This is a genomic window from Shinella sp. WSC3-e (assembly GCF_945994535.1).
Taxonomy (GTDB): Bacteria; Pseudomonadota; Alphaproteobacteria; order Rhizobiales; family Rhizobiaceae; genus Shinella; species Shinella yambaruensis.
Genome location: NZ_OZ000530.1, coordinates 4,677,566 through 4,692,120, shown reverse-complemented (window position 1 = coordinate 4,692,120; position 14,555 = coordinate 4,677,566). Strand labels below are relative to the sequence as shown.

At 64.7% G+C, this 14,555-nt stretch carries 12 protein-coding genes; 4 read left to right on the top strand and 8 right to left on the bottom strand.

What is annotated here, in order from left to right; translation table 11 throughout:
• Window positions 1-7 precede the first annotated feature (7 nt).
• The gene (locus AABF56_RS23015) at window positions 8-1,663 is read left to right on the top strand and encodes an ABC transporter permease (protein ID WP_272807402.1); all 1,656 of its coding nucleotides are present in this window, start codon (window positions 8-10) and stop codon (window positions 1,661-1,663) included.
• Window positions 1,664-1,923: 260 nt separating this feature from the next.
• Here the strand turns inward: AABF56_RS23015 and AABF56_RS23010 are convergent, their stop codons facing one another.
• Window positions 1,924-3,876: an acetoacetate--CoA ligase gene (locus AABF56_RS23010; RefSeq protein ID WP_272804446.1), complete on the bottom strand. Its 1,953-nt coding sequence runs from the start codon at window positions 3,874-3,876 to the stop codon at window positions 1,924-1,926.
• A gap of 181 nt (window positions 3,877-4,057) precedes the next feature.
• Here AABF56_RS23010 and AABF56_RS23005 point away from each other — a divergent pair, with 181 nt between their 5' ends.
• Window positions 4,058-5,896 carry an AsmA family protein gene (locus tag AABF56_RS23005; RefSeq protein WP_272804445.1) on the top strand — a complete coding sequence of 613 codons (1,839 nt, stop codon included), beginning with the start codon at window positions 4,058-4,060 and terminating at the stop codon, window positions 5,894-5,896.
• Window positions 5,897-5,911: 15 nt separating this feature from the next.
• Here the strand turns inward: AABF56_RS23005 and AABF56_RS23000 are convergent, their stop codons facing one another.
• The 5 genes from AABF56_RS23000 to AABF56_RS22980 form a co-directional block, all read right to left on the bottom strand.
• Window positions 5,912-6,730: an ABC transporter permease subunit gene (locus AABF56_RS23000; protein WP_244767586.1), complete on the bottom strand. Its 819-nt coding sequence runs from the start codon at window positions 6,728-6,730 to the stop codon at window positions 5,912-5,914.
• Window positions 6,731-6,734: 4 nt separating this feature from the next.
• Window positions 6,735-7,646, bottom strand: coding sequence for an ABC transporter permease subunit (locus AABF56_RS22995; RefSeq protein ID WP_272804444.1), 912 nt, complete (start codon window positions 7,644-7,646; stop codon window positions 6,735-6,737).
• A 4-nt stretch (window positions 7,647-7,650) separates the two neighbouring features.
• A complete protein-coding gene (locus tag AABF56_RS22990) occupies window positions 7,651-8,793 on the bottom strand; it encodes an ABC transporter ATP-binding protein (protein WP_272804443.1) in 1,143 nt (380 codons plus the stop codon).
• A gap of 79 nt (window positions 8,794-8,872) precedes the next feature.
• Window positions 8,873-9,967, bottom strand: a complete 1,095-nt coding sequence (locus AABF56_RS22985; protein WP_443021084.1) for a polyamine ABC transporter substrate-binding protein — start codon at window positions 9,965-9,967, stop codon at window positions 8,873-8,875.
• A 184-nt stretch (window positions 9,968-10,151) separates the two neighbouring features.
• Window positions 10,152-11,567: a helix-turn-helix domain-containing protein gene (locus AABF56_RS22980; RefSeq protein WP_272804442.1), complete on the bottom strand. Its 1,416-nt coding sequence runs from the start codon at window positions 11,565-11,567 to the stop codon at window positions 10,152-10,154.
• Between the two features lie 219 nt (window positions 11,568-11,786).
• Between AABF56_RS22980 and aceA the strand changes: the two genes are divergently transcribed.
• Together aceA and AABF56_RS22970 are read left to right on the top strand one after the other, a co-directional pair.
• Window positions 11,787-13,076, top strand: a complete 1,290-nt coding sequence (gene aceA / locus AABF56_RS22975; protein WP_244767581.1) for an isocitrate lyase — start codon at window positions 11,787-11,789, stop codon at window positions 13,074-13,076.
• Window positions 13,077-13,178: 102 nt separating this feature from the next.
• The gene (locus AABF56_RS22970; protein ID WP_023516665.1) at window positions 13,179-13,418 is read left to right on the top strand and encodes an SMc00767 family acetate metabolism repressor; all 240 of its coding nucleotides are present in this window, start codon (window positions 13,179-13,181) and stop codon (window positions 13,416-13,418) included.
• A 73-nt stretch (window positions 13,419-13,491) separates the two neighbouring features.
• Here AABF56_RS22970 and AABF56_RS22965 read toward each other — a convergent pair whose 3' ends face one another.
• Together AABF56_RS22965 and AABF56_RS22960 are read right to left on the bottom strand one after the other, a co-directional pair.
• Window positions 13,492-13,878, bottom strand: coding sequence for a VOC family protein (locus AABF56_RS22965; RefSeq protein ID WP_272804441.1), 387 nt, complete (start codon window positions 13,876-13,878; stop codon window positions 13,492-13,494).
• A 24-nt stretch (window positions 13,879-13,902) separates the two neighbouring features.
• Window positions 13,903-14,508 (bottom strand): RNA polymerase sigma factor, encoded by a 606-nt coding sequence (locus tag AABF56_RS22960; protein WP_272804440.1) that lies wholly within the window; start codon window positions 14,506-14,508, stop codon window positions 13,903-13,905.
• Between the last annotated feature and the right edge of the window lie 47 nt (window positions 14,509-14,555).

The following is a 14,555-nucleotide window of genomic DNA, read 5'->3' as shown; positions in this document are numbered from 1 at the left end:
GGCACAGATGCTCGGCCGCAGGACGGGCATGCGGCGCCATCCGCTCCTGTCGGCCTCCGCCGTGCTCGCGGCCGTCATCGTGCTGATACCGGCCATCGCCATCGTCGTCATCGCCTTGACGGGCGGCACCGACAACTGGCCGCATCTCATCAGCAATGTCATTCCGCGCGCGACGCTGCGCACGCTGATCCTGCTTGCCGGCGTCGGCACGATCACGGCGATCGTCGGCGTCGTCACGGCCTGGCTTGTGGCGAGCTGCGAGTTCCCCGGGCGCCGTCTGCTCTCCGGCCTGCTGGTGCTGCCGCTCGCCATTCCCGCCTATCTCGGCGCCTATGCCTTTGCGGAGTTCTTCTCCTTCACCGGCCCGGTACAGACCGCCTATCGCGCGCTCTTCGGCTTCCAGACGAGCCGCGACTACTGGTTTCCGGAAGTGCGCACCACGGGTGGGGCGATGCTGGTCCTGTCCAGCGTGCTCTATCCCTACATCTACCTCTCCGCCCGCTCGATGTTCCTGATGCAGGGCCGGGCGGCGGCCGACGTGGCGCGCACGCTCGGCGCGGGCCCGCTCAAGGTCTTCGCCAGGATCCAGATCCCCATGGCGCGGCCGGCGATCATGTTGGGGCTGACGCTGGTCGCCATGGAGACACTGAACGATATCGGCGCGGTGGAATATCTCGGCGTGCAGACCCTCACCTTCTCGATCTTCGACACCTGGCTCAACCGCGGCAGCCTTGCCGGCGCGGCGCAGATCGCCTGCATCATGCTGGTCTTCGTCATCTGCCTGATGATGGTGGAGCGCGCCGCACGCCGCCGGCAGCGGTTTTCCAGCCAGAAGACGACGGCGGCCGTGCACGATTCCGTGCGCCTCAAGCTTTCAGGCTGGAAGAAATGGGCCGCAACGCTTGCCTGCCTTCTGCCGCCAGTCATCGGTTTTGCCATTCCCGTCTTCGTGCTCGGCGGTTATGCCGCGCGCCGGCTGGAGCAGTTCGCCTCCACGCGGCTTCTCTCCGCGCTCTGGAACAGTGTCCTCGTCTCGGGCTCGACCGCGCTCGTCGCGGTGCTGCTCGCCTTCCTGCTCGCCTATGCCGCGCGCACCACGCGCTCGCGGCTGAATGCCGCCGCCGGCCGCTTCGCGTCCTTCGGCTATGGCGTGCCGGGCACGGTGCTGGCCATGGGCGTGCTCATCCCGCTCGCCAATTTCGACAATGCGGTCGATGCCTTCCTGCGGGCGCAGTTCGGCATCTCGACCGGGCTGCTGCTCTCTGGCACCGGCTTTGCCATCATCTATGCCTGCACGGTGCGCTTCCTCACCATGGCGGAAGGCACGATCGATGCCGGCTTCCACAAGCTCTCGCCCCATCTCGACATGGCCGCGCGCACGCTCGGGCGCACCAGCAGCCAGACGCTCTGGAGCGTGCTCCTGCCCATGATGCGGCCGGCGACGCTGACGGCGGCGCTGCTGATCTTCATCGAAAGCATGAAGGAACTTTCAGCGACGATCATGCTGCGCCCGTTCAACTTCAACACGCTGGCGACACTGGTCTACGAGGACGCCTCGCGGGCGAAGGTGGAGGATGCCGGCGTGCCGGCCGTCATCATCGTCGCCGTCGGGCTCATTCCCGTCTTCCTCGTCTCGCGGTCGCTGGACCGCAAGGACGGCTAAACCGCGTTCGGGCAAAAAAGGGGGCGGCATAAGCCGCCCCGATAGTTGAATGCTGTCCAACAAAAGCGTGGTGAACGGCCTCATGCCATCGGGTCGGGTGCGACCGGAACGCCCATCATCGGGCGCGCTCAAGTTGGCACGACCTTGCGTCATTCCGGCTTAACAAAACCTTACCTGACCGGTTCCGGCACAAACCTTTCGTTCACAACTTCGAAAACTTGGTTAATGCGGCAGTCGGGAATCGTTAACGTCGAAGGCGCTCACGATTTCAGCGCCTCCAGGTCCGCGAACAGCTCCAGCGCCTCCGGATTGGCGAGCGCTTCCTTGTTCTTGACCGGCCGGCCGTGAACGACCTCGCGCACGGCAAGCTCGACGATCTTGCCCGACTTGGTGCGCGGGATATCGGCGACCTCGATGATCTTCGCCGGCACATGGCGCGGCGAGGCGCCGGTGCGGATCTTCGTGCGGATCGTCTTTTCCAGTGCCTCGTCCAGCACCTTGCCGGGAGCAAGGCGCACGAACAGCACGACGCGCACGTCGTCATCCCAGTCCTGGCCGATGCAGAGGGCTTCGACGACCTCCTCCAGCTGCTCGACCTGGTTGTAGATCTCCGCCGTGCCGATGCGCACGCCGCCGGGGTTCAACGTCGCATCCGAGCGGCCGTGGATGATGATGCCGTCATGGCTGGTCCATTCGGCAAAGTCGCCATGGCACCAGATGTTGTCGAACCGCTCGAAATAGGCGGCGCGATATTTCGCACCGTCCGGGTCGTTCCAGAACATGACCGGCATGGAAGGGAAGGCCCTGGTGCAGACCAGCTCGCCCTTCTCGCCGCGCACCGGATGGCCGTCCTCGTCCCAGACGTCCATGGCAAGGCCGAGGCCCGGGCCCTGGATCTCGCCGCGCCAGACGGGACGCAGCGGAATGCCGAGCACGAAGCAGGAGACGATATCCGTGCCGCCGGAAATGGAGGCAAGCTGCACGTCGGGCTTGATGCCCTCGTAGACGAACGAGAAACCTTCCGGCGAAAGCGGCGAGCCGGTGGAGGTCAGCAGGCGAAGGCTCGAAAGGTCATGCGTCGTCAGCGGCGTGAAGCCACCCTTGCGCACGGCATCGATATATTTGGCGGAGGTGCCGAACACGGCGAACTTTTCGTCTCGCGCATAGTCGAACAGCACATTGCCGTCGGGATGGAAGGGCGAGCCGTCGAACAGGCAGAGCGTGGCGCCGACGGCAAGGCCGGAGACCAGCCAGTTCCACATCATCCAGCCGCAGGTGGTGAAGTAGAACAGCCGCTCGCCCGCAACGAGGCCGCAATGCAGGCGGTGTTCCTTGAGATGCTGCAGCAGCGTGCCGCCGGCCGAATGCACGATGCATTTCGGCACGCCCGTCGTGCCCGACGAGAAGAGGATATAGAGCGGATGGCGGAACGGCAGCGGCACGAAGGTGAGCGGCTTGGCCTCATAGGGCGCCATCAGCGCATCGAGCGTGCGGCCATCCGACAGCGCACCGGCAAGCGCCTCGGCATCGCCCGCATAATGCACCACCACGACGGGGACACCCAGCTTGCCGGCGACGGCCTTCACCTTGGCGGAGACGTCCTGCAGCTTGCCGGCATACCAGTAGGCATCGCAGGCGATGAAGAGTTTCGGCTCGATCTGGCCGAATCGGTCGAGCACGCCCTGCTCACCGAAATCGGGCGAACAGGAGGACCAGATGGCACCGAGCGAGGCGGCGGCGAGCATGCAGGCGATGGTTTCCGGCATGTTCGGCATCATGGCGGCGACGCGGTCTCCCTCGCGTATGCCCATCGCCGCGAAGGCCTGCTGGAGTTTCGAGACCCGTTCGCGAAGCGCGTCCCAGGACCAGCGGTAGGAGACCTTGTCCTCGCCGCGGAAGACGATGGCATCGTCCGGGCCGGTCGTCTTCAGGAGGTTTTCCGCAAAGTTCAACCGGCCCTCGGGGAAGAAGCGGGCCTCCAGCATGCGCTCGCCGTTTTCGAGGGCCACGCCGCCCTTTTCGCCGATGACCTCGCCGTCATCCCAGACCGCGGTCCAGAACGCCGCGCGGTCCTCCACCGACCAGGCGTGCAGGTCGTCGTAGGATTTCAGGTCGCGCCCGGCGATGCGGCTGCCGGCCTTCATGAACAGGGCCATCGGGCTCCTTGCCAGGATGTCCGCCGAAGGTTTCCACAAGGGCATTTCTGACGTCATGCTTTCCTCCACTCCATGGCCTTCGTATAGCATGTTGCGCCGCAGTATAAAGTGGCGAACGCCGGTTCGCGCCGCTGCCGGACGCAATTCCGCCATGGCCCATTTGATTTCTTCTGCCCAAGCGCCTATCCCCGTTCGCTTGAAGTGATGTGAACGCTGCCGGTAGAGGACCCGCACCCGAATGACCCTTTCCCGTTTCATCCAGTCACGGCATCTCGTGCGGGGAACTCTTGTCGTTCTGGTGCTCTTCGCCGCCGTGCGCATCGGCTTTCCCTTCCTCATCCAGACCGATACGGTCGGCAAGGAGATCGAAAGGACGCTCGAAGCCTGGACGGGCGCCGACGTCGAGATCGGCCAGGAGGCGGCGTTCTCCTTCTGGCCCTATCCGCGGGTGACGCTCGGCAATGTGCGGATGGTCGACGCGGCCGACAGGAGCGAGCTTGCGCATGTCGACGCCATATCGGCGAGCTTCGACCTCTTCGGTGCGGTGCGCGGCAAGCCGGTGTTCAGCGATTTCGACCTCATGCGGCCGACGATCCGCGTGGGCTGGGATGCCGATGGCGTCTTCAACTGGCGCCACAGCGGCTGGCTGATGCAGGCGATCGACGCGACCAAATCGGCGCCCGAGGGCCAGGCGATACCGGAACTGCCGGAAGAGCGCATCGGCACGATCAACGTGCTCGACGGCGTCATCGAGGTCACGCAGGGCGACGGGACCGCGCCCTACCGCATTTCCGACATCAACGGAAATATCGGCTGGCCGGCCCTGCGTCGGCCGCTCGATCTCGCGCTTTCGGGCGTCGTCAACGGCGAGATGACGCGCTGGACCTTCGACAGCGACCATCCGCTTGCCCTGCTCGCGGGGCACAACGCCAATGTGCGCACCAATCTTTCCGCCGATCCGACGACGATGAACTTCGAGGGGATTGCCAATCTTTCGGCAAACGCCTTCATCGCCGGCAACATGACGCTGTCGACCCCGTCGCTCGGCCACCTGCTCGCCTGGCAGGGCAAGGACATCCCCTCCGTCGGCAATCTCGGCCATATCACCGCCGAGGCGAAGGTGACGACGGCGGGCTACACGGCCAAGCTGGAAGACCTGAAGCTGACCCTCGACAATGCGCGGGCGACCGGCGTGCTCGACGTCAACATGCCGCCGGACGGCCTGCCGCAGGTGGGCGGCACGCTGGCCTTCGACCGGATCGACCTTCACGCCTTCCTGACCGCCTTCTCGCCGCTTCCCGGCGCCGACCAGGCCACCACCGGCATCGACACCGCCTTCATCCATCAATTCGGCATGGACCTGCGGCTTTCCGCCAAGAGCGCGGATTTCTCGCCCTTCTCCCTGCAGGACCTCGCCGCCGGCATGCGCATCGAGAACGGCCGCGCCTCCTTCGACATCGGCGACAGCCAGTTCATGGACGGCCGCATGACCGGGCGCATCGCGCTGACCGAGCAGGGGTTCCGCGGCGGCGGGCGCCTGCAGATGTCGCTGAGCAATGTCGATATCGGCGCGATCGTCAACACGCTCGCCCTGCCCGGGCCGCTGCCGGCAGGACGCGGCTCGGCCGATTTCGAGCTGTCGACGGACCGGCCGCTCTGGGCGACGACGGCGTCCGACATGTCCGGCCACTTCCGGCTGGCCATGGGACCCGGCACGCTCACCCATTTCAACCGCCAGGCCTTCGAGGAGCGGGCGGCGAAGAACGCCTTCTTCAACTTCTCCGAGGCGTCGAACGGATCCTTCGATTTCGTCCGGGCCGACGTGGAGGCCCGGCTCGACCGGGGCCTGGCGGAGCTGACCAAGGCGCAGATCGAAGGCAACGAGAAGCTGCTGACGCTCTCCGGCATGATCCCCTATCGCAGCGGCAGCGTCGCGCTGGCCGGCACGCTCGCCGACCGGCAGCAGGCGGAAACTCCCGTCGTCACGCCGGCGATCAGCTTCTTCGTCGGCGGTTCCTGGCCGGAGCCGGTGATCTCGCCGATCTCCATCCTGACGGGGCAGCAGCCCCGCCAGTAGGGCTCCCGTCCAGGCTTAACGGCCGGCGAAGGCCGCCTGCTCGTCGCGCTGGCGCTGGACCTCGCGGCGCTTCGTCATGAGCGAGGCGATGAGGACGCCGATGGCGACGAGGCCGATAAGCAGCGTGCAGGCCGCGTTGATCTCCGGCGTCACGCCGAGACGCACCTGGCTGTAGATCTTCATCGGCAGGGTCGTGGCGCCGGGTCCCGAGGTGAAGCTCGCGATGACGAGGTCGTCGAGCGAGAGCGTGAGGGCCAGCATCCAGCCGGACAGCACGGCCGGCGCGATGACCGGCAGCGTCACCTCGAAGAAGGTCTTCACCGGCGTCGCCCCGAGATCCATCGCGGCCTCCTCGATCGAGCGGTCGAAGGAGAGCAGGCGCGACTGCACCACGACCGTGACGAAGCACATCGAGAAGGTGATGTGTGCCAGCATGACCGTCACGAAGCCGCGGTCGAAACCGATGGCGACGAAGAGCAGGAGCAGCGAAAGACCGGTGATGACCTCCGGCATGACGAGCGGCGCGTAGACCATGCCGGAGAACAGCAGCCGGCCGCGGAAACGCGTGTAGCGCGTCAGCGCCAGCGCCGCCATGGTGCCGAGGACGGTGGCGACGGTGGCCGACAGCAGCGCCACGCGGATCGTCACCCAGGCGGCATCCATCAGGCCCTGGTTGTTGAAGAGCGAGACGTACCACCGGGTCGAGAACCCGGCCCAGACCGTGACCAGCTTCGACTCGTTGAAGGAGAAGATGACCAGCAGAACGATCGGCAGGTAGAGGAAGGCGAAGCCGAGAACGACCGAGACGATGTTGAAACGCGACCAGGTGTTCATGGGTTTACCTCCCCTGCTCTTCGGCTTTCGCCTGCGCGTTCTGGAAGAACACGATGGGCACGACCAGGATGAGGAGCAGGATGGTGGCGACGGCGGCCGAGACGGGCCAGTCGCGGTTCGCGTTGAACTCGTTCCACAGCGTCTTGCCGATCATCAGCGTCTGCGACCCGCCGAGCAGGTCCGGAATGACGAATTCGCCGACCGCCGGGATGAAGACGAGCATGCAGCCCGCGACGATGCCGGGGATGGAGAGCGGGAAGGTCACCTTCCAGAAGGCGGAGATCTGCGGGCAGCCGAGATCCTGCGCCGCCTCGATCAGCGTGTTGTCCATCTTCTCCAGTGCCGAATAGAGCGGCAGCACCATGAAGGGCAGGTACGAATAGACGATGCCGATATAGATCGCCCAGTTGGTGCCGATGATGATCAGCGGCGTATCGATGATGCCGATGCCGATGAGGAACTGGTTGAGCAGGCCCTCCGGCTTCAGGATGGCGATCCAGGCATAGACGCGGATCAGGAAGCTCGTCCAGAACGGCAGGATGACGAGCATCAGCAGCGTCGGGCGCAGCGTGCGCGGCGCCTGCGCCATGCCGTAGGCGATCGGATAGCCGATCAGGAGCGTGATCAGGGTCGAGACGCCGGCGACCCAGAGGCTCGACAGATAGGCGTTCAGATAGAGCGCGTCCTCGGTGAGCCAGACGTAATTGTCGAAGCTGAACTGGCCGATCTTCGCCAAGAGGCCGGAAAGGCCGTCCGCCAGCGCGAAGACAGGCTCGTAAGGCGGCTGGGCGATCGCGGTCGTCGAGAGCGATATGCGGAAGACGATGAAGAAGGGAATGAGGAAGAAGAACAGCAGCCAGGCATAGGGAATGATGATGACGAGGCGGCTGAAGATGGCGGAGCCGAACTTTGTCATCGGGTCAATCCTTCAGCACGACGCCGGCCGTCTCGCCGAAGGAGACCCAGACCTTCTCGTCATAGGCGATCGGATCCTCCACCTCGCGCTGGGCATTGAGCATCGATGCCTTCACGACCTTGCCGCTGCCGAGCTTGACGTAGAAGACCGTCATGTCGCCGAGATAGCCGATATCCCAGATCTCGCCCTCGGCCGCGTTGACGGAGGCATCCACGGGCGCGGCGCGCGTCACCTTCAGCTTTTCCGGGCGGATGGCAAAGCCGGCCGCGCTGCCCGCCGCGGGCGCATGGCCAGCCGCGGTGCGGACCGTGAAGCCGTCGCTGGTGGCAAGCTCGACCTTGCCGTTGCCGCTCGCCGAGACCTTGCCGTCGAGGATGTTCACATCGCCGATGAAGTCGGCGACGAAGCGGGAATTCGGCGCTTCGTAGATTTCCGCCGGGGTGGCGACCTGGATGACCTTGCCATGGCTCATGACGGCGATGCGGTCGGCCATGGTCATCGCCTCTTCCTGGTCGTGCGTGACGACGACGAAGGTGAGGCCGAGTTCCTGCTGCAGGTCCATCAGCTCGAACTGGGTTTCCTCGCGCAGCTTCTTGTCGAGCGCGCCGAGCGGTTCGTCGAGCAGCAGCACCTTCGGGCGCTTGGCGAGCGAGCGGGCGAGCGCCACGCGCTGGCGCTGGCCGCCGGAGAGCTGGTGCGGCTTGCGTTTCGCGAATTTCTCGAGCTTCACCAGCTTCAGCATCTGGGCGACACGCTCGGCGATCTGGTTCTTCGGCATGCCGTCCTGCCTGAGGCCGAAGCCGATATTGCTCTCCACCGTCATGTGCGGGAAAAGCGCGTAGGACTGGAACATCATGTTGACCGGCCGCTTGTAGGGCGGGATGCCGGCGATGTCCTGGCCGTCGAGGATGATTTCACCCGAGGTCGGCCGCTCGAAGCCGGCGAGCATGCGCAGGAGCGTGGACTTGCCGCAGCCGGATGCTCCTAGCAGGGCGAAGAATTCGCGGTGGTAGATGTTGAGGGTGAGATCATCGACGGCAGTGAAATCGCCGAACCTCTTCGTGACATTGCGGAACGTGATGAATGGCTTTGCGTCCGGATCCGTCCACGGTGCGAAGGAACGACGGATATTGCCGAGAGATTTCATTGCCTGTCCCCATCTCTTTTCTTGGCAGCACAAATGAAATTGCCCGGAAGAGGCTTCCGGGCAATTCGTTGCGGGCCGGTTATTGACCGGTCACGATCTTGGTCCAGGTCCGTGTGAACAGGCGCTGCGTCTTTGCATCCAGCGTCGTGTTGGTGAAGAGCTTCGCCAGCGTCGCCTCATCCGGATAGATCGTGGTGTCTTCCAGGATCTCCTTCGGCATGACGGCCTGTGCCGCCTTGTTGCCGTTGGCATAGTGGATGTAGGTCGAGGCTTTCGCGATCACTTCCGGGCGCATGATATAGTCGAGGAAGGCGTGGGCCTCTTCGACATGCGGCGCATCGGCGGGGATCGCCATCTGGTCGAACCACATCTGCGTGCCTTCCTTCGGGATCACGTAGCCGACCTCGACGCCATTGCCGGCCTCTTCCGCGCGGTCGCGGCCCTGGAAGATATCGCCCGACCAGCCGATCGCGATGCAGATGTCGCCGTTGGCAAGGCCGTTGATGAACTCGGAGGAGTGGAACTTGCGCACGAAGGGGCGCACCTTCATGAGGGCTTCCTCGGCCTTCGCAATGTCGGCCGGATCATGGCTGTCGGGATTGAGGCCGAGATAGGCGAGCACGACCGGAATGATATCGGTCGGGGAATCCAGCATGTTGATGCCGCAATCCTTCAGCTTCTCGGCATTGGCCGGGTCGAGGATCGCGCTCCAGCTGTCGATCGCGTCCGTGCCGAGCGCTTCCTTGATCTTGGCCTTGTTGTAGCCGATGCCGATCGTGCCCCACATGTAGTTGATCGAATATTCGTTGCCCGGATCGAAGGGCTCCATGCGGGCGGCGACCATGTCCCACATGTTCTTGAGGTTCGGCAACTTCGACTTGTCGAGCTTCTGGTAGACGCCCGCCGAAATCTGGCGCTGCAGGAAGGTGTTGGTGGGCACAACCACGTCATAGCCCGTGCCGCCGGCCAGGAGCTTGGTTTCCAGGATCTCGTTCGAATCGTAGACGTCGTAGACGACCTTGATGCCGGTTTCCTTGGTGAAATCGTCGATGATCGAGCTATCGATATAGTCGGACCAGTTGTAGACGTTAACGACTTTTTCCTGCGCGAACGCGCCGCCGGCACCAAGCAGCGCGAGCGTGGCAGCGGTCGCCAAAAGAGTACGCCTTATCATTGATTTATCTCCCAGTTTTTCTTTCGGGCCTATGAGTTCGTATGAAGAACAGTCGCCGATTATGGATGTTTTTCAAGAGGCGACAAGCGGCATTCTACGCAAACACAGGGCGAATTTTGATATCACATTTTTCTCATTCCTATCAGATTTGAAGCCCTAACAGCGGCGGAAATCAAGCAAAAAGTCACTGGAAGTCGAAAAGGCTCAAGCCGGCCACCATTTCGTCGAGCCCGAGGGGGCGCGTTACCGGCGGCTCGGCGCGGGCAAGACAGCCCTGCCGCTCGCAGAGCCGGCAGGCCGCGCCGACCGCAACCGACCCCTCCCGCCGCACCGCCTCGCCATAGACCGTCTCCTCCGCATGGGCCGCGTCGCAGCCGACAAGCAATGCCGTGCGGCGCACCCGCTCGGCAAAGACGCCCTGCGGCCCCTCCAGCGTGCGCGAGATCGCCAGGAACGCGGCACCGTCCGGCATTTCCACGCGGTCGACGAGGATCTGCCCCGGCTGCGAGAAGGCGGAATGCACGCCGAGCTTCGGACAGCCGCCGCCGAAGCGCGCCTGCGGAAAGCCCTGCGCGCCCGCGCGGCGGAAGCGATTGCCGGCATTGTCGATCTCCAGCATGAAGAAGGGTACGCCCGCCCTGCCCGGCCGCTGCAGCATGGTCAGCCGGTTCGCCGCCTGCTCGTAGGAGACGCCGAAGCGGGAGCGCAGCACGTCGATATCGTAGCGCACGCGCTGGGCCGTCGAATGGAAGGCCTCATAGGGCATCATCAGCGCGTGCGCGGCATAGCGCGCCAGCTCGAAGCGGGCGATGCGCTTCGCCTCCGCCGTCGAGAAGGCGAGCTGGTCGAGCTCGGCGAAGATCTCGTCCTGAAGGGCAAGCTGCACCGTCTCCATGGCGATCTCGCGCAATTGATCGAAGGGCGACAGGCGCTCCGACAGGAAGAGCCGCATCGAGTGGCGGTCGAAGCGGCGGCGCAGGTTCGGCATGGTGTGGACGGGCAGCAGGCGCACGACGACGCCATGCTCCTTGCGCAGCCAGCCCTTCAGCGCGGCGGCAAGCTCGTCGCCCGGCGCCAGCGCCGCGTGAAACCGCTCCGCCGCCTCGTCGATGGCGCCGAAATAGTTGGGGCGCCCCTCCAGCCTGTCGCGCACCTCGTCCATCGGCAGCAGCGTGGCCGACAGCGTCGTCGCATGGCCCTCGCGGGCGAGAAGGTCGGCAAGGTCGGTGAGCCGCGCGGCCTGCTCGCGATAGGCGCGGTAGAGCTTCAGGATGCCGCTCGCCACGTTCGGGGCGGCGTCGGCGATTTCCACCAGTTCGTGATCGCCGGGCAACTCTCCCGAAAGCAGCGGATCGGCGAAGACCTCGCGCAGCTGGCGCGCATTGCCGGCGCTTTCGCCCTGCAGCTCATCGAGGTCCACCTTGTAGACGGAGGCGAGGCGCAGGAGGAGCTGCACCGTCAGCGGCCGCTGGTTGCGCTCGATGAGGTTGAGATAGGAGGGCGAGATCGACAGGCCTTCGGCCATCGCCGTCTGGGTGAGGCCGAGCGTGTTGCGGATGCGCCGGACCTTCGGGCCGGCAAAGATCTTGTTCTCCGCCATATGTCAAATCCTTTACACGCGCGACGCAATCGAAAGATTTACAATATTTACTTTTTTACAGAGCGCGCCTGTCAAAGACAAGACATCATTACCCGATTATTCTGCTGATTTTCCGGTTTTCTCTCGCCCTATTGTGCGCTGCGATGTAAATAATGTCACATGAAATCGGGCAATGAAGAAAGCCAAGCCCGATCCCGAGACATTGCACCGGAGGATATTATGACCGATTTTTACAACCTTGTCCCGAGCGCGCCGGAGGGCCGGTTCGACGGCATCGAGCGCCCCTATACGGCCGAGACGGTCGAGAAGCTGCGCGGCTCGGTCCAGATCCGCCACACGCTCGCCGAAAACGGTGCGAACCGGCTGTGGAAGCTCATCCACGAGGAAGACTTCGTCAACGCGCTCGGCGCGCTCTCGGGCAACCAGGCCATGCAGATGGTCCGCGCCGGCCTGAAGGCGATCTATCTCTCGGGCTGGCAGGTCGCCGCCGACGCCAACACGGCGTCCGCCATGTATCCCGACCAGTCGCTCTATCCGGCCAATGCCGCGCCAGAGCTTGCCAAGCGCATCAACCGCACGCTGCAGCGCGCCGACCAGATCGAGACGGCGGAAGGCAACGGCCTTTCGGTCGACACCTGGTTCGCCCCGATCGTCGCCGATGCCGAGGCCGGCTTCGGCGGCCCGCTCAACGCCTTCGAGATCATGAAGGCCTTCATCGAGGCAGGCGCGGCCGGCGTTCACTTCGAGGACCAGCTCGCGTCTGAAAAGAAGTGCGGCCATCTCGGCGGCAAGGTCCTGATTCCGACCGCCGCGCATATCCGCAACCTCGACGCCGCGCGCCTTGCCGCCGACGTCATGGGCGTGCCGACGCTGATCGTCGCCCGCACCGACGCCGAGGCAGCCAAGCTGCTGACCTCCGACATCGACGAGCGCGACCAGCCCTTCGTCGACAAGGACAAGGGCCGCACGGTCGAGGGTTTCTATCAGGTCAAGAACGGCATCGAGCCGTGCATCGCCCGCGCGATCTCCTATGCGCCGCATTGCGACCTGATCTGGATGGAAACCGGCAAGCCGGACCTCGAACAGGCCCGCAAGTTTGCCGAGGCCGTGCACAAGGCACATCCGGGCAAGCTGCTCGCCTACAATTGCTCGCCCTCGTTCAACTGGAAGAAGAACCTGGACGACGCGACGATCGCCAAGTTCCAGCGCGAGTTGGGTGCGATGGGCTACAAGTTCCAGTTCATCACGCTCGCCGGCTTCCACCAGCTGAACTACGGCATGTTCGAGCTCGCCCGCGGCTACAAGGAGCGCCAGATGGCCGCCTATTCCGAGCTTCAGGAAGCGGAATTCGCCGCCGAGGTCAACGGCTACACCGCCACCAAGCACCAGCGCGAAGTCGGCACCGGCTACTTCGACGCCGTGTCCATGGCCATCACCGGCGGCCAGTCCTCCACGACCGCCATGCATGAATCGACCGAGCACGAGCAGTTCCGCCCGGCCGCCGAATAACCCGACCCGTCAACCTTTCAAGAACCCCCAACAGAGCCGCATTTCCTGCGACGGCAGGCCTACCGCCTGCCTGCAAAATGCTCAAATAAGAGGAGAAATGCCATGACAGTCCAGACCCGAGTCAAGGAACGCGCGGAAGAACAGGCTTCCGCCATGACCCCCGACCAGCAGGCCATGATCCGCATGGTCGCCAACGACCTGCACCGTCTCAACCAGTCCGTCATGAAGGCGGTCGAGGCCGGGGTCTCGGTAGAGCTCGTCCGCTCCGCCCGCCACCACGGCGGAGAGGGCAACTGGGGCGACCTCCTGATCCCCGTGATCGTCACGCAGGGTCGCGGCTGACAGGCAGATCCAGTCGAAGCAAGGCTCCCCGGCGCTCCCTGCGCGCCGGGGATTTTCGTTCGGCGGCGGCGGCCTAGGTCAGGGCGCGCGGCACCTCCGCCGACTGGTAGAACGACACGATCTGGCCGTCCGGGTCGCGAAAGTCGGCGAACCAGCCGTCCGGCGCATGCGAGACCGGCGTGACGATCTCGACGCCGGCCGCCGCCAGCCGCGCGATCACCGTGTCGATGCCGCCATCGGCAAGGCCGAAGACCACATTGGGCGTGTTGCCGGGTTTCGGATCGCCCTTGAAGACCATGAGATCGACCTCCGTGCCGATCTTCGTCATCAGGAAGGCGCCGGCATCCTCGTCCTCGTGGCGTTCGAATTCGATGCCGAGAAATTCGCCGTAGAATTTTCGCGTGCGCTCGATGTCGGCGACGTTGAAGATGATGGTGACGCCGTTGAAGTTCATCGTCATGCAAGCCTCCTGTTGTTGCGCCGGTCAGTTGCCGCCGCCGGGCGAAACGTGATCGCGCCGCGAAAAGAAAAGCGGAATGCCATCGGGATCGCGAATGGCGAAGGCGCGCGCGGCATGCGGCTTGAGGGTCTGTCTCAGGGAACGCCGTGCGGGGCCATCGGCCGAAGACGGAACGAACCCGTCGAAGGAGGCAGCCTCGCCGCCGAATGCGGAAAAGGCCTTGCGCAACCCGGCAAGACGCTGACGGAACGCCATGTCGCTCACCCCGAGCAGGTGCGTGATCTCCGCGCGGCCGAGGCCAAGGTTCACGAGGAGCGCCACGACGCGCTGGGCGGGCGGCAGCGACGAGGTGAAGGCCGCGGAGAAACGGGGCGACGCATCAGGCATATCCCTCGGCATCTCCCAGGCGGCCTCGCGCACCCGCCGCCGCACCGCCGTCCGTGCGGTGAAGCGGGCGTGATTGCGAATCGCGCCTTTCGCCCAGGCCACGAATCCCGGATCGGTGATCCGGCGTCCGCCCGCGAGCGCCGACAACAGGACGTCCTGCATCAGGTCGTCCGCCTCGTGATCGACGCGGCTGTGTCGCCTCGCACATTGCCGCAGCGTGGCCAGTATCGTGCTCTGGGTCATGCCGGCCATCGGATCACAGGGAACGCGGTTCGGCAACTCCGCCGCGA